Here is a 19472-nt window from a genome sequence, read left to right on the forward strand (position 1 = left end):
CCGGCGGTAGGTTGCACAGTGATGGCCACGACCGACGACGTCCGGCACGAACTCGCCAGCCTCGCCGACCCGCGTCGGGCCGAGGGAGTGAGCCGGTATCTGCAGATGGTTCCGGGCGGGTACGGCGAGGGCGACCACGCCATCGGCGTCCCCGTGCCGGAACAGCGCAGGGTGGCCGGCCGCTACTGGCGCGACCTCCCCCTGGCCGAAACGGCGGAGCTGCTGACGAGCGGCGTGCACGAGGAGAGGCTGACGTCCCTCTTCATCCTGGTGCGGAAGTTCACCAAGGGAGACGAGGAGGAACGGGGCCGGATCTTCGGCATCGTCCTGGCCAACACCGACCGCATCAACAACTGGGACCTGGTGGACTCGTCCGCGCCGTACATCGTCGGCCCCTGGCTGATCGACAAGGACCGGAGCGTGCTGAACCGGTTGGCGGAGTCGAGCCTGCTGTGGGATCGGCGGATCGCCATCATGGCGACTCTGGCCTTCATCAAGGCCGGCGACTTCCAGTGGACCTTCCGGCTCAGTGACCGGCTCCTGGGCGACCCGCACGACCTCGTCCACAAGGCGGTGGGCTGGATGCTGCGCGAGGTGGGCAACCGTGACCGGGCAGCGGCGGAGGAGTTCCTGGCCCGACGCTACCGGGCCATGCCCCGGGTCATGCTGCGGTACGCGATCGAGAAGTTCGCACCGCAGCGACGTAGGGAGTACCTCTCCGGCCTGGTGTAGCTGGTCGCTGCTCGCCGTCTCCGTGCCGGCGGGCGGCACGCCTGGGGCTCGTGACAGCGATGATCCCGAAGCTACGCTTCGCACGTGACGACGGAGGAAGCGCACCGCCCCGCATCGCAGTCCAGCTCCCGAGTCGGCAGTGGACTGCGACGGGTCGGGTGGTCGGCGCTCGCGCTGTTCCTCGTCGCGTTCGCGATCTTCGAGAGCCTCAAGTACGGCCTGGCGACCACAGTCGCCGCGCTGGCGTTCTTCGCGCTGCCCGACCTGGCGCGGCTCGCCGGCCTTCGTCCGCCAGGGCTGCTCTACCAGGCCGTGCACCGGGTGTGGATTCCGCTCGTGGTGCTGGTCGTCTACTCCTTCGGGCCGATCGTGTGGCCGCCGCTCTTCACCGCCGCTCTCGGCTGGCTCGCCCGCATCGCCGTCAACCGGGCGTTCCCTCGCACGTCACGAGCCACCGAGGAGCCTCGACGGCTCCGGTGACCTGAGCGCCACCGCGGGTGATTGCGATCCGGCTCCTCGTCGCCGGTGGTGGCCGGACGCGCTCCGCCGGCCACCACCAGCCCGCCAGCACCTACGCCGGCGTCGTTGCTCCGTCGGCCTCCGGCGACAGCAGCGGCAGGTAGCTGTCGGGGCGCCAGCCGGCGATCACCTTGGTGTACAGCCCCGCACCGAGCCGCTGGTAGAACCGCTGCGCCCCAGCGTTGTCCGGCTTGACCTCCCAGCGGATGACGAGCCCGTCCTCGGCCGCGGTACGGGCCAGCGCGAGCATCAGTGCCCGCCCCACCCCGGCGTCCCGGGCGGACGCCCGGACCCACAGGTCGTCCAGCGCGAGGATGTCCCGCCCGGACCACAGGTGTACGCGGCGCAGCGCGGAGACGTAGCCGAGCGGCTCCCCGGCCCGCTCGGCGAGCAGGACGGTGACGTCGGCTCGGCCGAGCAGTTCGGCCCAGCGGGCAGCGGTGACGGTGACGTGCGCGGTGTCGCCCTCGTGCGCGGCGATCTCCCGGACCAGGGTGTCCACGGTGCTGGCGTCGGCCGGGCCGGCCGGGCGGATGGTAACGGCTTCTGTCATGGTCTACTCCTTACACGATGGGTGGCGCCGGCGCGAGGCCGGCGCCACCCGGGGTGACGGGTCAGGGCGTGCCGATAGCGGCGAGGACGTCCAGCCGGGCGGCGCGGCGGGCCGGCAGCAGCCCGGCGAGCAGGCCGGCGACCAGGGCGACGGCCAGCACGAGCAGCAGCCGGCCGGTCGGCACGGCCAGCACGGTCGGGGCGTCGCGGCCCAGCGCGCGGACCGTGGCGGCGGCGAAGCCGGCCCCCAGCACGATCCCCAGGACGCTGGCCAGCGCGGCGACCAGCACCGCCTCGGCCCGGATCATCCAGCCCAGCTGCCGGCGGGTCATGCCGACCGCGCGGAGCAGCCCGATCTCGGCGGTGCGTTCGGTGATCGACAGGGCGAGGGTGTTGGTGATGCCCAGCAGGGCGATCAGCACGGCCAGCATCAGCAGCACCGTCACCAGGCCGAGCACCTGGTCGATCATCTGGGTCCGGCCGGCGACCGCGGCGGCCTGGTCGCGTAGCTGCGCGGTCGGGGTGTCGGCCAGGGCCGCCTTGATCGCCCGCTCGGCGGCGGCCCGGTCCGTGCCGCTGGCGGTGCGGATCAGCACGCTCGCGTCCATCTCCTCGCTGTAGAGCCGGGCGAAGGTGTCCAGCGCGATGAGGTAGTCGGTGGACAGCGCCCGGGCGTCCCCGTCCCGCAGCAGGCCCACCACGGGCAGGCTGCGCGTGCCGGCGCGGGAGAACGTCATGGGCAACTCGTCCCCGACGGCCAGGCCCCGGTCCCGGGCCACGTGCTCGGCGAGCACGATCCCGCCGCCGTCCAGCGCCGCCAGGTTGCCGGCGGTGAAGTGCAGGTTCGCCACCCGGGGCAGCGTCGCCGGGTCCACGGCGGTGAGGGCGCGGGTGGCGTCCCCGTCGCGCCAGTGGCCGTAGCGCAGCCGGGACGCGACCGCGACCTCGGGCAGCCGGCTGACCCGGTCGTACACGGCGGGGGAGAGGCCACCCAGCATCTCGTTGCGGGCGCTCTCCACCACGTGATCGGCGGTGATCACCTCGGCGTAGGACTGCCGCACCGAGCTGTTGACCGAGGTGCCGAGGACGGCCATGTAGCTGATCAGCGCGAGCCCCAGAGCCAGCGCCAGGGCGGTCGCCGCGGTCCGGCGCGGGGTGCGGGCCGCCGAGTCGGTGGCCAGCCGGCCGCTCACGCCGGCGGCGGCCAGCGGCCGGCCGACGAGGCGTACCAGGGTGGGGGTGAGCGCCGGACCGAGCAGCGCGAGACCGCCGACGGCGCCCAGCGCGGCCACGCCGAGCAGCGGGACCGGGGCGTCCGCGGCGAGCACCGCCGCCGTGGCGGCCAGGCCCGCGACGGCGGCCAGCGCGCCGGCCACGACCCGGAACCGTCCGGTACGGGCGGCCGCCGCCTGCCGCAGCGCCGCCACCGGCGCCACCGCCGACGCGCGCCGCGCCGGACCGACCGCCGAGGCGACCGTGACGAGGACGCCGACGGCGAAGGCCACCAGCACGGTACGGCCGGTCAGCACCAGCCCACCCTCCGGCAGCGGTACGCCGAACGCCCGGGCCAGCCCCCGGATGCCGGTGGCGGCGGCGACGCCGAGCGCGAGCCCGACGGCCGAGGCGGTGAGCCCGACCAGCAGCGCCTCGCCGAGCACCGAGCGCAGCACCTGCCCGCCCGTCGCGCCGGCGGCCCGGAGCAGGGCGAGTTCCCGGGTCCGCTGGGTGACCACGATGGAGAACGTGTTGGCGATCAGGAACGCGCCGACCAGCAGGGCTGCGCCGGCCAGGGCGAGCAGGACCAGCTGGAGCCAGCTCAGCTGGTCCCGGGCGGCCGCCGCGCCGGCCGCCGCGATGTCCCGGCTCGCGGCGACCTCGTAGTCGGCGCCGACGGCGGCGCTGATCCGGTCGCGCAGGTCGTCGGGGGCGACGCCGGGTGCGGCCACGACCGCCACCTCGGAGACGCCGGCGCCGAGCCGGAGCAGGCGCTGCGCCGACGGGAGGGTGACCAGGGCGACCGTGCTGTTCGGCAGGCCGCCCCGGTCACCGAATCCGGCCAGCCCCACCACCCGCAGCCGGGCGGTCTCGGTCGCCCGGACGGTGACGGTGTCGCCGAGCCGGACGCGGTGACCGCGGGCGGTGTCCTCGTTGACCACCACCTCGTCGGCTGAGGCTGGCGGCCGGCCGCTGCGGATGGTGAACGAGCCGGTCGGGGCCGGCGCCCAGGAGGCCAGCACGGACGCGCCGCTCGGCACGACCGGCGTGCCGGCCACCTCCAGCAGGCCCTGGCCGCGGACCAGCGGTTGCGCCGCGGCCACCCCGGACATTGCGGCGATCCGCGCCGGCAGGTCGGCCGGGAGCGGGTCCCGGGCGACCTCGACGCCCATCGCGGAGTCGAAGGCGACCGCGTCCCGCACGGTCAGGTCGACGCCGGCGGTCGCGGTGCGGAACTGGTCGTCGAGCAGCCGGGCGGAGGTGTCGGTGAGGACCAGGCCGCCGGTGGCGAAGGTGACGCCGAGGACGACCGCGAGCAGGGTCAGGGCCAGCCGCGCCCGGCGCGCGAGGGTGGTACGCAGAGTCAGGCGCCACATGTCAGTTCGCTCCCGTGGTGGCGGGCGCGGCCAGCCGCGCCATGCGGGACAGGACGGCCGGCACGGTCGGTGCGTCGAGTTCGCCGTCGATCCGGCCGTCGGCGAGGAACACCACCCGGTCGGCGTACGCGGCGGCGTGCGGGTCGTGGGTGACCATCACGATGGTCTGTCCGAGGTCGTCGACGGCCTGGCGCAGGAAGCCGAGCAGCGCCTCGGCCGCCGACGAGTCCAGGTTTCCGGTCGGCTCGTCGGCGAACACGATCTCGGGACGGGTGATCAGTGCCCGGGCCACGGCGACCCGCTGCTGCTGACCGCCGGAGAGTTCCCCGGGCCGGTGCCGCAGCCGGTCCGTCAGGCCGAGGGTGGCCACCAGGTGGGCCAGGCGCTCGGGGTCGGGCCGGCGACCGGCCAGGGTGAGCGGCAGCACGATGTTCTCCCGCGCGGTCAGGGTCGGCACCAGGTTGAAGGACTGGAAGACGAAGCCGACCCGGTCCCGGCGCAGCAGGGTGCGCTGCCGCTCGCTGAGCTGGCCGAGGTCCGTCCCGCCGAGCAGGATCTGCCCGGCGTCGACGGTGTCCAGGCCGGCCAGCGCGTGCATGAGCGTCGACTTGCCGGACCCGGACGGGCCCATGATCGCGGTGAACCGGCCGGCCGGGATGGACACGGTGGCGCCGTCGAGGGCGCGGACGGCGGCGGCGCCGCGACCGTAGGTGCGTACGACGTCCCGGGCCTGCACGGCGACGGTGGTCGAGGTGGGCGGTTTCAGGGTGTTCGTGGTCATGGTGGCTCTCCGGTGGGTTCGGGGTGGGCGGCTCAGCGGGCTATCCGGCGGCGCAGCGGGGTGCGCGTGGCGCGTACGGCGGCGGCGTGCCGGTCGCGGCGCAGCCGGCGGACCAACTCGGCGCGCTCCAGCTGGATCAGGTCGGCGGCGAGCAGGTGGTTCATGGCGACTCCTCGGTCAGGTGCGGATCGGTGACAGGTGGAGAGTCGCGGGTCGCGCTGTCCGGACGCTGGCCGTCGATCCGGCCGGGGCGGACAGCGGATGGACAGGTCGCCGCCAGCGGCCACGGCCAGGCTGGCGGGCATGGTGGAACGGAACGACCCCGCCGCGGACCGGACGCGGGTGGTGACGGTGGCGCTGCCGCCCGGGATCTGCCGGCGCTGCGTGCGCGCGGTCAGCCGGCGGGTCAGTGACCTGCCCGGCGTGGTGTCGCTGGAGTTCGACGGCGACGCCGGCCTGCTGCGCGTGGGCGGCGAGGTCGACCCGGCCGCCCTGCACCGGGCCGGACTGACGGTCTGTCCCGCCGGCCCGGAGTGCCGCCGCCTCGACTAGCGGCCCGTCGTCGGCTGACGCACGGCATGGAGCTGCGCTTTCAACCACAGGGTTGACGGGTGGGTGACCCGCGTTCTACGGTCCTTTCAACCACCGGGTTGGAATTGAGGGGGATGCCACGGACGCGCTGTCCCGAGCCTTCGCCGCTCTCGCTGATCCGACCCGGCGCGACATGGTCGCCCGGCTCTCGGAGGGCGACGCGACGGTGAGCCAGTTGGCCGAGCCGTACCGGATGACGTTGCAGGCCGTCTACAAGCACCTGCGGGTGCTCGAGGACGCCGGGCTCGTCAGCCGACCGCGCGGGCCGCAGCCCCGGTCGGTGCGCCTGGAGGTCCAGGCCTTCGACCTGATGGACACCTGGATCGAGCGCCACCGGAGCCGCGTCGAGCAGCGCTACCGCCGCCTCGACGCCGTCCTGGCGGAGATGGAGAGCGACGAGCATGAACAGGATCACGGAGACAGTCATCGAAGCCGACCCGAGGCTGCCGGTCATCCGGATGACTCGTGACTTCGCGGCAACGCCCGAGCAACTGTTCCGCGCCCACACCGATCCCGCGTTGTTCGCCCGGTGGGTCGGCCCTACCGCCCTGGCCACCCGGATCGAGCACTGGGATGCGCGTACCGGCGGCAGCTGGCGGTACGTCTCGGTGCACGACGGCTCGGAGTACGGGTTCCATGGCTGCTTCCACGAGGTACGGCCGGACCGGATCGTGCAGACCTTCACGTTCGACGGCGATCCCGACGGCGTCGCGCTGGAGACGTTGTGGTTCGAGGACCTGGGCGACGGCCGTACGCGGCTGCGGACCCAGTCGCTGGTTGACAGCTTCGAGGGCCGCGACGCGTGGCTGCGCAGCGGCATGGAGGTCGGGGTCAACGAGGGTTACGCGAAGCTGGAGAGGATGCTCATCGATGGCCTTGTCTGACCGCCCAGCCGAGCGACACCGGCAGGTTGCCGGGCTGTTCACCGATCGGGTCCGCGGTGCCCGGTCCTGGGACACGCCATCCCCGGTTGCTGACTGGGCCGCCCGCGACGTCGTGCGTCACCTGGCCGAATGGTTCCCCGGGTTTCTTGCCTCCGGCGCTGGCGTCGAACTGCCCCGTGGACCGTCGGTGGACGAGGACCCGGTCGCCGCGTGGCAGGTTCACTGCGACGGTGTGCAGGCGGTGCTGGACGATCCGGAGACGGCGCACCGCGAACTCATTAACCCGCACATCGGCCGCCTGCCGCTGGCGACCGCGATCGACCGGTTCTACACCGCCGACGTGTTCATGCACACCTGGGATCTCGCCCGGGCCACCGGCCAGGACGACCGGCTGGACCCCGACTTCTGCGCGCAACTGCTCGGTGAGATGGAGCAGATGGAGCAGGTCATCCGCTCCTCCGGCCAGTACGGCCCCCGAGTGGCGGTGCCCGTCGGTGCCGACACCCAGACCAGAATGCTGGGTTTCATCGGCCGGGACCCGTTCTGGGCGCAGCGGTGAGCCGCACGCCGGAAGCTGGCGTCCACCTAGCCGCCATCGACGGATGGCGCTGACCGGACCGGGGCCGCCCCGCTGAAACGCCCGGCATCCGGGGGTGGGCGTTTCAGCGGCCTGCCGGAGCCAGGGCTGCCGCCGCCTGCCGGGCCGCGTCGGCCTCCTGTTGCCGCCCGGCGTCGGCCGCCGCCTCGGCGGCCAACGACCAGAGCCGGAGCCGGGCCCACGGGAATTCGCGCTCCTCGAGCAGTTGCACCGCCCGCCGGCACTGGTCCGCCGCGGTGGTCGCGTCGCCGCCGGCGTACGCGATCCGCGCCCGGCCCCAGGCGGCCCAGGCCTGGCAGCGCGGGTTGCCGCTGCGGCGGGCCGTCTCCGCCGCCTCGGCGAGCATCGCCGGCACGCCGTCGACCTCGCGGCGGTCCAGCCGGGTGTGCGCCAGCTGCACGAGGGTGAAGGCCAGCGCGTGCGGGGACGGGTTGCGCCGGGTCTCTGCCGCCGCCTCCTCGAGGACGGCGATCGCCTCGTCGGGCCGGCCGGCCTCGCGCAGCGCGATGCCGAGGTGCGCCAGGATGCCGGCCGGCAGGAGGCGGTCCCCGGCCTGCCGGGTGAGGTCGAGGCTGCGCCGCCACTGCTCGGCGGACCGGGCGAAGGCGCCGGTGCGCAGGTCCAGCAGGGCTTCGACGTAGCAGACCGTCCCGTGCCACCAGGGATCGTCGGTCTCGCCGCGCTCGCGGCGGGCCTGCGCGACCATCGCCCGGTAGCGGTCCGGGTCACCGTCGTACTGACCCTCCCAGGCGACGACCAGCCGGGACACCGCCGTGTTGACCCGGTCGCCCAAGCGCTCGAACTCCACCAGGCTCTCCCGCGCGGCGGCCCGGGTCTGTGCCGTGGGGTAGTAGACGCCGAGCTGGCCGATCCGCTGCAGGGCGGCGGCCCGGGCGGCCGGGGCGGCCTGGCCGGTGGCGAGCAGCGCGGTCAGCGCCCGGATCCCCTCGTACCGGGGTCCGTAGTTCCAGAACAGGAAGAGAGCGTCGGCCAGCCGCAGGCCGACGTCGACCCCGTCCGTCCGCTCCAGACAACGGTCGACGGCGGCCCGGAAGTTGTCGTGCTCCTCGGTCAGGCGCGCCCAGGCGTCGGCGTCGGTCCGCGCGTGCGGGCCGTACCGTTCGGCCAGCTCGGTGAAGTGGGTGAGGTGCCGGTCGCGGGCCGCGGCCGTCTCGCCGGCCTCGGCGAGCCGGGCGGCGGCGTACTCCCGGATGGTGACCAGCAGCCGGAACCGGCCGGTGGCCGGGTCCGGCACCACGAGGGAGCGGTCGACCAGCCGGAAGAGCAGGTCGAGCACCTCGTCGGCGGCCAGGCCGTCGAACGCGCAGACCCGCTCGGCGGCGGTCAGGTCCCAGCCACCCCGGAACACGGCCAGCCGGCGCAGCAACCGCCGCTCGGCCCCGGTGAGCAGGTCGTGGCTCCAGTCGAGGGTGGCCCGCAGCGTCCGGTGCCGGGCCTCGCTGGTCCGCGCCCCGGCCGTGAGCAGCGCGAAGCGGTCGTGCAGCCGGGCCGCGATCTCCACCGGCGGCAGCGCCTTCACCCGGGCGGCCGCCAGCTCGATGGCCAGCGGCATGCCGTCGAGCTGCCGGCAGATGTCCGCCACCACCGGCGCGGTCGCCTCGTCGAGGACGAACCCGGGGCGGACCGCCCGCGCGCGGTCGACGAAGAGGGCCACCGCCGGGCTGTCGCCGAGCCGCGCGACATCGACCGGCCCGTCGGGTACGCCCAGCGGCGCCACCGCGAGCTGGGTCTCCCCGGGTACGGCGAGGGCCTCCCGGCTGGTGGTCAGCACGGTCACCGCCGGGCAGGCCGCGACCAGCTGCTCGACCAGCTCGGCCACCTCGTCGATGACGTGCTCGCAGTTGTCGACCACCAGCAGCGCCCGGTCGTCGCCGAGCCAGGCGACCAGCGCCGCGGTGGCGGCCGGCCCCGGACCGCCGGCGGCCACGCCGAGCTGGTCGGCGACCGCCTCGGGGAGATCCGCCCCGGCCGGCACGGCGGACAGGCGGACCAGGTGCAGCCGGTCGGCCAGGGCGGCGTCGACACGGCGTACGGCCTCCAACGCCAGGGTGGTTTTGCCGACGCCGCCCGGGCCGGTCAGCGTCACCACCCGCGCCTCGCGCAGCCGGTCCAGCACCCGCTGCACGTCGTCCTGGCGACCGATGACCGAGGCGAGCCGGCGCGGCAGGTCGTTGCGCCGGGTTGCGCGTGGGGCGGGAATCGGCGCAGCCGTCGCCGCGGTCTCCGGCCTGGCGCCCCGGTCAGCCGCACCGGCAACGGGCTGGGCGGCCGGCGCCGCCGGCAGGGCCGAAGGGGCGGGGGCGGGGACCTGCTGCCGCAGGATCGCCTCGGCGAGCGCCTGCAGTTCGGGTGCCGGGTCGATGCCCAGCTCGTCGGCGAGGCGGTGCCGCAGCGCGTGGTACGCGGTGATCGCCTCGGCCTGCCGCCCGCCCCGGTAGAGCGCCAGCATCAGCAGCCGGTGCAGCCGTTCGCGCAGCGGGTGGGCGACGACCAGGCGTTCCAGGTCGGCCACCGCCTCGGCCTGCCGGCCGGCCTCCAGGAGCAGTTCCAGCCGGTCCTCCACCGCGCCGAGGCGCAGCTCCGCCAGCCGGGCGGTCTCGGCCAGCGCCCAGTCGGCCTCACCGACGTCGGCCAGGGCCGGCCCGCGCCACAGCCGCAGCGCCTCGTCGAAGCAGGCCAGCGCGGCGGGCCCGGCGTCGGTGCTCGCGCGGGCCCGCTCCAGCAGCCGTTCGAAGCGGTACGCGTCGACCGCGTCGGGGGCGACGGCGAGCTGGTAGCCCGGGGCGCGGGTGACCAGCAGGTCGCCGCCCGCCCCGGCGGCGGCCAGGGCCCGGCGCAGCTTGGACACCCGCAGTTGCAGCGCGTTCGTGGCGTCGGCCGGGGGCTGGTCGCCCCAGAGCGCGTCGGCCAGCGCGTCGGCGGAGACCACCCGGCCCGCGGCGAGGACCAGCCGGGCCAGCAGGGCCCGGACCGCCGGGGCGAGCGGCGTGGCGGGGCGGCCGGCCACGCGGAGCTCGACGGTGCCGAGCACCCCGAAGCTCACCGTGGGCCCGCTGTCCCCTCTCATCGCACTCCCGTCCGCTGCGGCGTCGGCCCTGGGGCCCGCCCCGATCGCCGGGTGGCTGCCCGGGCGGGCCCATGGTACGTCCCGGCCCGCCCTCGGCCGATCAGCCGAAAGGCGGTGAGCTGCCCGCCGCCGGCCGTGGCCGCGGCAGGTGGGGGCGCCGCCTGCCGGGCCGGGACGTCGGGACCCGCTCGGGCGGGGCGGCCCGTCGGCCGGGTGGCGGCCCGCTCAGGCCGGGACGGCCGGCGCCGGCCGGGCCGTCGTCAGCCGCCGGTCCGCGGCCAGCCGGGCGGCCAGCACCTCGGCGTCCCGACCCACCCAGCCGAGGACCGCCGAGCCGCGGGCGCGCTGCCAGGGCAGGCCGAGGAAGTACAGCGCCGGCCAGTCCGTCACGCCCGCCCGCTGCACCGGCGCGCCGGCCGGGTCCAGCACCGGCACCTCCAGCCACGGGTAGTGCGGGCGGAACCCGGTCGCCCAGACCACCGCGTCCACCCGCCGGCGCCCGCCGTCGGCCAGCAGCAGGCTGGCCCCCTCGGCGTCCACCACCCGGCCGACCCGGTCGACCCGCCGCAGCAGCCCGGCCACGTCGCTTCCGATGATCGGGTTCTGCGCCGCGATCCGCCCACCCAGCCGGCTCTCGGCGCTCAGCCGCATGGTGCCCAGCCGGGAGAACCACCAGAAGATGTCCCGGCCGAGCCAGCGCTGCGGCAGCACCGGGCCGATCGCCGGGGCGGCCAGCACCACCCGTCGGCCGTGGTCGGCGAGCTCGGCGGCGATCTGCACCCCGGTGTTCCCGCCGCCGACCACCGCCACGACCGGGCCGGGCAGCTGCGCCGGGTTGCGGTACGCGCTGCTGTGCAGCTGGGTGACGCGGAGCCGGCGGGCCACCTCCGGCACCCGGGGCGTGTGGAACGCCCCGGCGGCGACCACCACGCGCTGGGCGTGCAGCGTTCCGGTCGACGTGTCGACGGTGAAGCCGCCCGCCACGCCGGGGCGGACCGAGGTGACCCGGCAGCCGAGCCGCACCGGCAGGTCGAAGTGCGCGGCGTACGCGGTGAGGTAGTCGGCCACCTCGTCCTTGCCGGGGTGCCCGTCCGGGTCGCCGGGGAACGGCAGGCCCGGCACGGCGGAGAACCGGCGTGGGGTGAACAGGGCCAGCGAGTCCCAGCGCTGCCGCCAGGCGTCGCCCACCCGGGCGTGCGCGTCGAGGATCGCGAAGGGCACGCCGGCGCGGCGTAGGTGGTGGCCGAGCGCCAGCCCGGCCTGACCACCGCCGACGATCACGGTGTCCAGGTCCATCGGTCCGCCTCCTCCCGCACTCAGGCGACCTGGTGGCCGGCCTCGCCGATCGCGGCCACGACGGCGGCCCGGTCGGCGTCGCCGTCGACCCGGACGGTGCGGGTGGCCAGGTCGACGACCACGGCCCGGACGCCGGCGACCAGGCCGACCTCCTCCCGGATGGCCTCGACGCAGCGGCCGCAGCTGATCTTCGGCACGGAGAGCACGAGCTGGGGCACGGTTCGCTCCTTCGTTCGGTGGGCCACCCCGTGGCGGCCCGGCAGCTCGAACCGTGCCGGCCGGCGCTGTCCGCGCCCTGTCGCGTACGCCGGAGGGGGCCGACGGGTCGCGGACAGCGGGCGGACAGCGGCGGCCGGGAGCGTGGCGTCACCGGCCGCCCGACGGGCGGCAACCAGCCAGGGCGCCTGCGACGCCCGGTACGAGAGGAGCAGTGCGATGACGACACCGACGGTCGTCTCCGGCACGCTGGACATCGGCGGGATGACCTGTGCGTCCTGTGTGCGGCGGGTGGAACGGGCGCTCAGCCGGGTCGAGGGGGTGGCGCGGGCCGAGGTCAACCTGGCGACCGAGACGGCGACCGTGGCCTACGACCCGGCCCGGGTGAACCCGCCGGCGCTGACCGCGGCGGTGGAGCGCGCCGGCTACACGGCCACCGTCCAGGTTGACGAGCCCCGCCGGCCGGACGTCCCGGCCGCCGAGAGCGCGGACGACGACGCCGAGCGGGTCCGGGCCGAGGAGCGGGAGGTCACCCGGCTCAAGCGGATCTGGCAGCTGACCCTGGCCACCGGGCTGGCCATGATGGTGCTGATGTACCTGCCGCTGTCCATCGACGCGATGGACTGGCTGATGCCGGCGCTGCTGGTCGTCGCGACCGTGGTGCAGTTCGGCGCGGGCCGGCCCTTCTACCGGGCGGCCTGGGCGGCGGCCCGGCACGGCGGCGTCAACATGCACACCCTGGTCGCCCTCGGCACCACCGTCGCGTACGCCTACAGCGCCTTCGTCACGCTCTGGCCGGCGGCGGCCGAACGGCTCGGCCTGCCGCTGCACGTCTACTTCGAGATCTCCGTGGTGGTCATCGCGCTGGTGCTCACCGGCCGGTGGATGGAGGCCCGGGCCCGGCGGCAGACCGGCGCCGCGATCGGCGCGCTGCTCGGGCTGCGGCCGCGCACGGCCCGGGTGCTGCGCGACGGCGTGGAGACCGAGGTCCCGGTGGACGCGGTCGTGGTCGGCGACCTGGTCCGGGTCCGCCCCGGCGAGAAGGTGCCGGTGGACGGCACGGTCACCGAGGGCGCCTCCACGGTGGACGAGAGCATGCTGACCGGCGAGAGCATGCCGGTGTCGAAGACGGTCGGGGACGCGGTCATCGGCTCGACCGTCAACCGGACCGGCTCGGTGGTGCTGCGGGCCACCGCGGTGGGCCAGGACACCACCCTCGCCCAGATCGTCCGGCTGGTCCGCGAGGCCCAGGGCGCCAAGGCGCCGATGCAGCGGCTGGTCGACACGGTCTCCGCCTGGTTCGTCCCGGCGGTGATCGGGCTGGCCCTGCTCACCTTCGCCGTCTGGGCCGTCGCCGGACCCGACGACGGGCGGCTGACCTTCGGCATCGGCACCGCGATCGCGGTGCTCATCATCGCCTGCCCCTGCGCCCTCGGCCTGGCCACCCCGACCGCGATCATGGTGGGCACCGGCAAGGCCGCCGAGCTGGGCATCCTCATCTCCGGCGGCGAGGCGCTGGAGCAGGCCCGGCGGATCACCACGGTGGTGCTGGACAAGACCGGCACGCTCACCCGCGGCCGCCCCGACGTCACCGTGGTGCACGCCGCCGACGGCGTCGACGCCGACCAACTGCTGGCGTACGCGGCGGCGGCCGAGACCGGCTCCGAGCACCCGCTCGGGGAGGCGATCGTCCGACACGCCCGCGCCCGCGACCTCGCCGTACCGACGGCGGACTCCTTCACGGCGCTGCCCGGACACGGCGTCGAGGCCGAGGTGGCCGGCCGCCGGGTGCTGATCGGCAACCCCGCGCTGCTGCGGCGGCACGGCGTCGACGTCGCCCCGCTGGCGGACGCGGCCGCCGCGGTGGCGGCGCGCGGCGGCACCCCCGTGCACGTGGCCCTCGACGGCCGACTCGCCGGCGTCGTGGGGGTGGCCGACACCCTGCGCCCCGAGTCCCGGGAGGCGGTCGCCCAGCTCCGGGCGCTCGGCCTGGAGGTGTGGATGCTGACCGGTGACAACCAGGTCACCGCCGAGGTGGTCGCCCGCGAGGTCGGCATCGCGCACGTGATCGCCGAAGTCCGGCCCGAGGAGAAGGCCGCCCGGGTGGCCGCCCTGCAGGAGCGCGGCGCGGTGGTGGCGATGGTCGGCGACGGCATCAACGACGCGCCCGCGCTGGCCCGCGCCGACCTGGGCGTCGCCATCGGCACCGGCACCGACGTGGCCATCGCGGCCTCCGACATCACCCTGGTCGGCGGCGACCTGCGCGGCATCGTCTCGGCCATCGCGCTGTCCCGGCGTACGGTCACCACGATCAAGCAGGGGCTGGGCTGGGCGTTCGGCTACAACCTGCTGCTCATCCCGGTGGCCGCCGGGGTGCTCCACCCGGCCTGGGGGATCCTGCTCGACCCGTCGCTGGCCGCCGCCGCGATGGCGATGAGCTCGGTCAGCGTGGTCACCAACGCGCTGCGGCTGCGCCGCTTCCGCCGCCCGGAGACCGCCGCCGCGCTGCGGCCCCGGCTGGGCACCCGGCTCGGCGAGTGGGCGTACCTGTCCGGGGTGGCCGCGCTCGCGCTCGCCGTGGGCGCCGGCTTCACCGCGCTGAGCCGTACCGACACCGCCGCACGGGGCATGAACGGGGTGCTGGCCTGGACACAGGGCACCGGCATGCCGATGCGGCCGGCGATGAGCACCATGATGACCGCCGAGACGGAACCAGTGCCCGCCGCCGACGCCGGCGTCCGGGTCGACCTGCGGATGCCCGCCGAGGTGCTGCCCGGCCGGCCCACCACCGTGCGGGTCCGGATCACCGACGCCGAGACTGGCCGGCCGATCCGCGACGTGGGGCGCAGCCACGAGGCGTGGATGCACCTGATCGCCGTCCGCGACGACCTGGCCAGCTTCGCGCACGTCCACCCGCAGCCAGCGGGCCGGCCCGGCGAGTTCGACGTCACGCTTACCTTCCCCACCCCCGGGCGCTACCTCCTGCACACCGAGTTCCGCCGCAAGGGCGAGCTGACCGACGTGCTGCAGCGGCACGACGTGGCGGTCGGCGACCCGGCCGAGGTCATCCACCAGCCGGCGACGGTGTCCGGGCGGCAGCAGGTCGTCGACGGCGTCCGGGTGACCCTGGACGGGAGCGCGAAGGTCGGCGGCAGCCGCTTCACCTACCGCTTCGCCGACGCCGTCACCGGCTGGCCGGTGACCGGGCTGCGGCCGTACCTCGCCGCCGCCGGACACGTGGTGATCATGTCGGCGGCGGGTGACAGCTTCGCCCACGAGCACGCCGAGACCGAGGACGCCGACGGCCGCCCGGTGTTCGCCCTGCCCGGCCAGACCTACGGGCCGGACCTGGACCTGCACGTCGACTTCCCGCGCCCGGGCCGCTACCGGCTCTGGGGGCAGTTCCGCCTCGCCGATGGCCACGTGATCACCGTCCCGTTCACCGTCGACGCCCGCTGATCGTCCGCCCCCGCGGCTCCCGGCGTGCCCGGCCGGGAGCCGCCCGCCATCCGCCCCGGGGCGGGCCGGTCAGTGCCGGGCCACGTAGACGGTGTTCGCGGCCTCCCGGCGCTGCAGCGGGTTGGGGAAACGGACGACGTGCGCCACCGAGGTCGGAAACACCGCGGTCAGCACCCGCTGGAACGCCGGGTCGGGCGGGTCGTTCGACCAGAGCGCGAAGACGCCGTCGCGGTGCAGCAGCGCGGCGAGCCGCCGCAGCCCGTCCACCGTGTAGAAGGCGGCGTGGCTGGGGTGCAGCACCTGACGCGGCGAGTGGTCCACGTCGAGCAGCACCGCGTGGAACCGCCGGCCCGGCGACTCCGGGTCGAAGCCCGCGCCGCTGGCGACCGCCGCGAAGAAGTCCGCCCGGACGAACCGGGTACGCGGGTCGGCGGCCAGCCCGGCGGCGAACGGCAGCAGGTCCTGCCGGTGCCAGTCGATCACGTCCTCGATCGCCTCGACCACCAGCAGGGACCGGACCCGCGGGTCCTCCAGCGCGGTCCGCGCCGTGTAGCCGAGCCCCAGGCCGCCCACCACCACGTCCAGGGCGTCCCCGGCCAGCGGGGCCAGCCCGAGCCGGGCGAGCTCGATCTCCGCGACCGGGAACAGGCTGGACATCAGGTACTCGTCGTCGAGCTTCACCTCGTACACGTCGACGTCGAGCGAGGGCTCGCGGCGCCGCCGCAGGCTCAGCTCGCCGATCGGGGTCTCCCGCCAGGCCAGTTCTTCGAATCGCGCGCCCACCGGGTGATCCTCTCCGCCGGTCCCGTGAGGCGGATGTTACCGGCCCGTCCGGGCCCGGCCCGGCCGTCCGCCGGGCGCGGTCCCCTTTTTCCGCCGGCGGTGGCATCGCCCGCGCCACCCCGGGTACGCCTACGGCGACTCCAGCTCGGCTGGCGGCCCAACCGCGGCCTCCGCGCCGCCAGGCGGCGCTCCGGACCGGACGCAGGCCGTCTGACGCCGCGCAGCGACCTGGAGCCGTCGGGGTCGAGGACGGCGGAGGAAGGAGCCGAGCGTGGCGGAGATGCTGGCCGGACGGCTGCACCTGACCGAGCGGGCGCTGCGGATGGAATCGGTGCCGGTGCCCGAACCGGGCCGCGGAGAGGTCCGGATCCGGGTCGCGGCGGCCGGGGTGTGCCTGTCGGACGTGCACCTGATCGACGGCACCCTCACCCCGCTGTACCTGCCCGGCGACGTGGTGACCCTCGGTCACGAGGTGGCGGGCACCGTCGACGCGCTGGGCGAGGGGGTGCGGGGCTGGCAGCCGGGCCAGCGGGTGCTGCTCCAGGCGGGGGAGCGGGACCGGTTTGGCCTCGTGCTCACCCGTGGCGTCGACTACGACGGCGGCTGGGCCGAGTACGTCCTGGCCCGCGAGGACACCCTGGTCCCCGTTCCGGACCTGCTGCCGTTCGAGCAGGCGTGCATCATCCCGGACGCGGTCTCCACGCCCTGGGCCGCGGTGACCGACACCGGGCGGGTCCGGCCGGCGGAGGCGGTCGCGGTGTGGGGCCTCGGCGGCCTCGGCACGCACGCGGTGCAGCTGCTGATGCTGATCGGCGCGGCACCGGTGATCGCCGTGGACCCGCTGCCGGCGGCCCGGGACCGGGCGGTCGCCCTCGGCGCGGACCTGGCCCTCGACCCGAAGGACGGCGGCTTCAAGGACGCCGTGCTGGAGCTGGTCGGCACCCGGGGGCTCGACGTCGCCTTCGACTTCGCCGGCGTCCCCGCGGTCCGCGAGAAGGCCATGACCGTGCTCGGCCGGCACGGTCGGCTGGTGCTCGCCGGCATCGCGAACCAGCCGATCAGCATCCCGTCGGACAGCCGGTTCACCTACAACCGGCAGGCGGTGCTCGGCCACTACGGCTCCGAGGCCGAGCACGTCGGGCAGTTGGTGACGCTCACCGGGCTGGGCCGGCTCGACCTGTCCGGGTCGGTCAGCGACGTGTTGCCGCTGGCCGACGCGCCGGAGGCGGTGCGCCGGGTCCAGGAGAAGCAGGGCAACCCGATCCGCCTGATCCTGCGTCCGTGAGCCCCGGGGCGCCGCCCGCCGTCCGGCTTGACCGGATCAGGCGGCCGGCCGGGTCGCGACGACGACCGTGTCGAGGGCGTCGACGGTCCCGCCGTCGCCGGCGGGCACCGGACGGCGGGCGGTCTCGGCGCGCTGGATGCGCAGCCCGGCGAGCCCGTCGACCACCCCCTCCGGGGTGAGCAGGATCGCCGGGTCCTGCGGGCCGCCGGTGCCGCCGGTGAGGTTGGCCCGGTCGTGCCCGACGACGACCAGGGTGCCGCCGGGCCGCAGCGCCTGCCGGGCCGCGTCGAGCACCCGCGCCAGGTCCTCGGCGGGCAGGTGGAGGTAGGCGATCAGGACCAGGTCGTAGCTGCCCGGCACCGGCCGGTACGTGGTCACGTCCGCGACCCGCCACTCCACCGGTACGCCCCGGCGGGCGGCCAGCTCGCGGCCCCGCTCGACGGCCACCGGCGAGAAGTCCACCGCGGTGACCCGCCAGCCGCGTTCGGCCAGCCAGCTCGCGTTGCGGCCCTCGCCGGCCGCCAGGTCGAGCGCGCTGCCGGGGGTGAGCCCGTCGACCGACTCGACGACGAATCGGTTCGGCTCAACGCCCCACACCAGATCTGGATTGCTCGCGTAGCGGGCGTCCCAGGCGCTGCTGTCCACTGTGTCTCCTCCTTCGGCGGCGTCGCCCCGCCGCGACGGTGACCGTACCGGTCACCGCCGACGCCGCCACGGCGGCCAACCCCAGTCCCAGTTCGGGCGGGAGTTGCTGGGCGAGCACGAAGATGCCCATCACCACAACGAACCAGCCGAACGCCCGGCGCAGCAGGTCGGCCGGAACGCGTCCGGCGAGCTGGCCGCCGAGCACGCTGCCGACGATCGCTGCGCCGGTGACCGCGAGGGCCAGGCCCCAGTCGATCTGCACGTTGGAGAGGTATCCGGCCAGGCCGGCGAAGGACTTCATGGCGATGACCACGAGCGAGGTGCCGACCGCGACCGGCATCGGCAGGCCGCCGAGCAGGGCCAGGGCGGGCACCACCAGGAAGCCGCCGCCCGCGCCGACCAGTCCGGTGACCAGCCCGACCACCACGCCGTCGAGGATCACCCAAGACCCGCAGCTCGTGCGGCAGCGGCCTCCCCTCGGCGGCGCGCCGGCCGCGGATCATCGCGACCGCGGTGGCCAGCATCATCACCGCGAACCCGGTGAGCAGGTACGCCGACGGGATGAACTCAGCGAGCCGGCCGCCGGCGTAGGCACCGGTCATGCCGGCGAGGCCGAAGATCAGGCCGGTACGCCAGCGGACCCGTCCCGCCCGGGCGTGCGGCAGCAGCGCCACGGCGCTGGTGGCACCCACCACGAGCAGGGACGTCGCGATCGCCTCCTTCGCCGGCAGGCCGGCGACGTAGACCAGCAGCGGCACGGCGAGGATGGACCCGCCGCCGCCGAGCAGCCCGAGGCTGACGCCGATCAGGACGGCGAGGCCGACCGTGAGGACGACGGCCCCGCTCATGACCGCAGCTGGCCGACGATGCTGTCCAGATCGCAGCTCGCGCCCCGGTTGTACGGCAGCTTGCTCAGCAGCATGCCCATCGCGCAGGTGTTGGTCACCGCGGCGAAGGTGAGGCCGGCGCCGATGAACCCGGCGACCCACTTCAGGCCGGGCACGAGGATGGAGCCCAGGACGCTGGCCAGCACGATCGAGCCGGCGACGAGGCGGACCTGACGCTCCAGATCCCAGCGCTGCCTACCCTGCTTGACCGGGGCGTTCGCCGCCTGCCAGGCGAGCATGCCGCCGTTGAGCACCTTGAGGTTCGGCAGGCCCACTGCGGCGAGCGCCTGCTCGGCCTGGCTGGCCCGGGCGCCCGACCGGCAGATCAGCACGACGTCCTCGTCCAGGTGGTTGCGCAGCTCCGCGCGGTGCTCCCTGAGCAGGTCCAGCGGGACGTTGTAGGCGCCGGGGATGTGGAGGGTCTCGAACTCGGCCGGGGTGCGGACGTCGAGCAGGCGGGGCGACCGTCCCGACTCGATCAGTTCGCGCAGACTGGTGGCGTCGAGGGTGGTCGGGCGAGTGGTTTCGGAAGCGCTCATTTCTCCTCGTTCAGGGATAAACCGCC

18 protein-coding genes and 1 pseudogene are annotated in these 19472 nt (G+C 75.4%); 8 read left to right on the forward strand and 11 right to left on the reverse strand.

The window, feature by feature from the left end; all coding sequences use genetic code 11:
* The first annotated feature begins 21 nt into the window (after positions 1-21).
* Both ACY34I_RS18795 and ACY34I_RS18800 read left to right on the forward strand, forming a co-directional pair.
* Complete coding sequence (locus ACY34I_RS18795) at positions 22-732, forward strand: DNA alkylation repair protein (RefSeq protein WP_462756282.1); 711 nt, start codon at positions 22-24, stop codon at positions 730-732.
* Between the two features lie 84 nt (positions 733-816).
* Positions 817-1212: a hypothetical protein gene (locus ACY34I_RS18800; protein WP_462756283.1), complete on the forward strand. Its 396-nt coding sequence runs from the start codon at positions 817-819 to the stop codon at positions 1210-1212.
* A 91-nt stretch (positions 1213-1303) separates the two neighbouring features.
* On the opposite strand, the gene ACY34I_RS18805 is transcribed toward ACY34I_RS18800, so the two are convergent.
* From ACY34I_RS18805 to ACY34I_RS18820, 4 genes are all read right to left on the reverse strand, one after another.
* Positions 1304-1804 (reverse strand): N-acetyltransferase family protein, encoded by a 501-nt coding sequence (locus tag ACY34I_RS18805; RefSeq protein ID WP_462756284.1) that lies wholly within the window; start codon positions 1802-1804, stop codon positions 1304-1306.
* A gap of 61 nt (positions 1805-1865) precedes the next feature.
* Positions 1866-4394 (reverse strand): FtsX-like permease family protein, encoded by a 2529-nt coding sequence (locus ACY34I_RS18810; RefSeq protein ID WP_462756285.1) that lies wholly within the window; start codon positions 4392-4394, stop codon positions 1866-1868.
* A 1-nt stretch (position 4395) separates the two neighbouring features.
* Entirely contained in the window at positions 4396-5175 is a 780-nt protein-coding gene (locus tag ACY34I_RS18815) for an ABC transporter ATP-binding protein (protein WP_462756286.1), read from the reverse strand.
* Positions 5176-5207: 32 nt separating this feature from the next.
* On the reverse strand, positions 5208-5339 hold the full coding sequence (locus ACY34I_RS18820) for a hypothetical protein (RefSeq protein WP_462756287.1): 132 nt from the start codon (positions 5337-5339) through the stop codon (positions 5208-5210).
* A gap of 139 nt (positions 5340-5478) precedes the next feature.
* Between ACY34I_RS18820 and ACY34I_RS18825 the strand changes: the two genes are divergently transcribed.
* The 4 genes from ACY34I_RS18825 to ACY34I_RS18840 all read left to right on the forward strand — a co-directional run bounded on the left by ACY34I_RS18825 (position 5479) and on the right by ACY34I_RS18840 (position 7209).
* A complete protein-coding gene (locus tag ACY34I_RS18825) occupies positions 5479-5727 on the forward strand; it encodes a heavy-metal-associated domain-containing protein (RefSeq protein ID WP_462756288.1) in 249 nt (82 codons plus the stop codon).
* A 127-nt stretch (positions 5728-5854) separates the two neighbouring features.
* The gene (locus ACY34I_RS18830; RefSeq protein WP_462756338.1) at positions 5855-6235 is read left to right on the forward strand and encodes an ArsR/SmtB family transcription factor; all 381 of its coding nucleotides are present in this window, start codon (positions 5855-5857) and stop codon (positions 6233-6235) included.
* A complete protein-coding gene (locus ACY34I_RS18835; protein WP_462756289.1) occupies positions 6225-6650 on the forward strand; it encodes an SRPBCC family protein in 426 nt (141 codons plus the stop codon). Before ACY34I_RS18830 ends, ACY34I_RS18835 begins: the two co-directional genes overlap by 11 nt.
* Entirely contained in the window at positions 6637-7209 is a 573-nt protein-coding gene (locus ACY34I_RS18840; protein WP_462756290.1) for a TIGR03086 family metal-binding protein, read from the forward strand. Before ACY34I_RS18835 ends, ACY34I_RS18840 begins: the two co-directional genes overlap by 14 nt.
* Positions 7210-7312: 103 nt before the next feature.
* Here the strand turns inward: ACY34I_RS18840 and ACY34I_RS18845 are convergent, their stop codons facing one another.
* The 3 genes from ACY34I_RS18845 to ACY34I_RS18855 all read right to left on the reverse strand — a co-directional run bounded on the left by ACY34I_RS18845 (position 7313) and on the right by ACY34I_RS18855 (position 11850).
* Positions 7313-10336 (reverse strand): AfsR/SARP family transcriptional regulator, encoded by a 3024-nt coding sequence (locus ACY34I_RS18845; RefSeq protein WP_462756291.1) that lies wholly within the window; start codon positions 10334-10336, stop codon positions 7313-7315.
* A 225-nt stretch (positions 10337-10561) separates the two neighbouring features.
* Complete coding sequence (locus ACY34I_RS18850) at positions 10562-11632, reverse strand: flavin-containing monooxygenase (protein WP_462756292.1); 1071 nt, start codon at positions 11630-11632, stop codon at positions 10562-10564.
* A 20-nt stretch (positions 11633-11652) separates the two neighbouring features.
* Positions 11653-11850 (reverse strand): heavy-metal-associated domain-containing protein, encoded by a 198-nt coding sequence (locus tag ACY34I_RS18855; RefSeq protein ID WP_462756293.1) that lies wholly within the window; start codon positions 11848-11850, stop codon positions 11653-11655.
* Positions 11851-12067: 217 nt separating this feature from the next.
* Between ACY34I_RS18855 and ACY34I_RS18860 the strand changes: the two genes are divergently transcribed.
* Positions 12068-15307 carry a heavy metal translocating P-type ATPase gene (locus tag ACY34I_RS18860; protein ID WP_462756294.1) on the forward strand — a complete coding sequence of 1080 codons (3240 nt, stop codon included), beginning with the start codon at positions 12068-12070 and terminating at the stop codon, positions 15305-15307.
* Positions 15308-15376: 69 nt separating this feature from the next.
* Here the strand turns inward: ACY34I_RS18860 and ACY34I_RS18865 are convergent, their stop codons facing one another.
* The gene (locus ACY34I_RS18865) at positions 15377-16090 is read right to left on the reverse strand and encodes a polyamine aminopropyltransferase (RefSeq protein ID WP_462756295.1); all 714 of its coding nucleotides are present in this window, start codon (positions 16088-16090) and stop codon (positions 15377-15379) included.
* 280 nt (positions 16091-16370) lie between these two features.
* On the opposite strand from ACY34I_RS18865, the gene ACY34I_RS18870 reads away from it, so the two are divergent.
* Positions 16371-17375, forward strand: coding sequence for a zinc-binding dehydrogenase (locus tag ACY34I_RS18870; RefSeq protein ID WP_462756339.1), 1005 nt, complete (start codon positions 16371-16373; stop codon positions 17373-17375).
* A gap of 36 nt (positions 17376-17411) precedes the next feature.
* Here the strand turns inward: ACY34I_RS18870 and ACY34I_RS18875 are convergent, their stop codons facing one another.
* The 3 genes and pseudogenes from ACY34I_RS18875 to ACY34I_RS18885 form a co-directional block, all read right to left on the reverse strand.
* A complete protein-coding gene (locus ACY34I_RS18875; protein WP_462756296.1) occupies positions 17412-18020 on the reverse strand; it encodes a class I SAM-dependent methyltransferase in 609 nt (202 codons plus the stop codon).
* Positions 17959-18868 (reverse strand): annotated as a pseudogene (locus tag ACY34I_RS18880) (sulfite exporter TauE/SafE family protein). The gene ACY34I_RS18875 and the pseudogene ACY34I_RS18880 overlap by 62 nt, the downstream one beginning before the upstream one ends.
* The gene (locus tag ACY34I_RS18885; RefSeq protein WP_462756297.1) at positions 18865-19446 is read right to left on the reverse strand and encodes a rhodanese-like domain-containing protein; all 582 of its coding nucleotides are present in this window, start codon (positions 19444-19446) and stop codon (positions 18865-18867) included. The pseudogene ACY34I_RS18880 and the gene ACY34I_RS18885 overlap by 4 nt, the downstream one beginning before the upstream one ends.
* Between the last annotated feature and the right edge of the window lie 26 nt (positions 19447-19472).

The organism is Micromonospora sp. RTBAU3-60, from assembly GCF_054963695.1.

What these genes read in the sequence shown, in the direction of transcription:
- ACY34I_RS18795 (WP_462756282.1), top strand. Translation starts at nt 22, where the DNA reads ATGGCCACGACCGACGACGTCCGGCACGAACTCGCCAGCCTCGCCGAC.
- ACY34I_RS18805 (WP_462756284.1), bottom strand. Translation starts at nt 1,804, where the DNA reads ATGACAGAAGCCGTTACCATCCGCCCGGCCGGCCCGGCCGACGCCAGC.
- ACY34I_RS18810 (WP_462756285.1), bottom strand. Translation starts at nt 4,394, where the DNA reads ATGTGGCGCCTGACTCTGCGTACCACCCTCGCGCGCCGGGCGCGGCTG.
- ACY34I_RS18815 (WP_462756286.1), bottom strand. Translation starts at nt 5,175, where the DNA reads ATGACCACGAACACCCTGAAACCGCCCACCTCGACCACCGTCGCCGTG.
- ACY34I_RS18820 (WP_462756287.1), bottom strand. Translation starts at nt 5,339, where the DNA reads ATGAACCACCTGCTCGCCGCCGACCTGATCCAGCTGGAGCGCGCCGAG.
- ACY34I_RS18825 (WP_462756288.1), top strand. Translation starts at nt 5,479, where the DNA reads ATGGTGGAACGGAACGACCCCGCCGCGGACCGGACGCGGGTGGTGACG.
- ACY34I_RS18835 (WP_462756289.1), top strand. Translation starts at nt 6,225, where the DNA reads ATGACTCGTGACTTCGCGGCAACGCCCGAGCAACTGTTCCGCGCCCAC.
- ACY34I_RS18840 (WP_462756290.1), top strand. Translation starts at nt 6,637, where the DNA reads ATGGCCTTGTCTGACCGCCCAGCCGAGCGACACCGGCAGGTTGCCGGG.
- ACY34I_RS18845 (WP_462756291.1), bottom strand. Translation starts at nt 10,336, where the DNA reads ATGAGAGGGGACAGCGGGCCCACGGTGAGCTTCGGGGTGCTCGGCACC.
- ACY34I_RS18850 (WP_462756292.1), bottom strand. Translation starts at nt 11,632, where the DNA reads ATGGACCTGGACACCGTGATCGTCGGCGGTGGTCAGGCCGGGCTGGCG.
- ACY34I_RS18860 (WP_462756294.1), top strand. Translation starts at nt 12,068, where the DNA reads ATGACGACACCGACGGTCGTCTCCGGCACGCTGGACATCGGCGGGATG.
- ACY34I_RS18870 (WP_462756339.1), top strand. Translation starts at nt 16,371, where the DNA reads ATGCTGGCCGGACGGCTGCACCTGACCGAGCGGGCGCTGCGGATGGAA.
- ACY34I_RS18885 (WP_462756297.1), bottom strand. Translation starts at nt 19,446, where the DNA reads ATGAGCGCTTCCGAAACCACTCGCCCGACCACCCTCGACGCCACCAGT.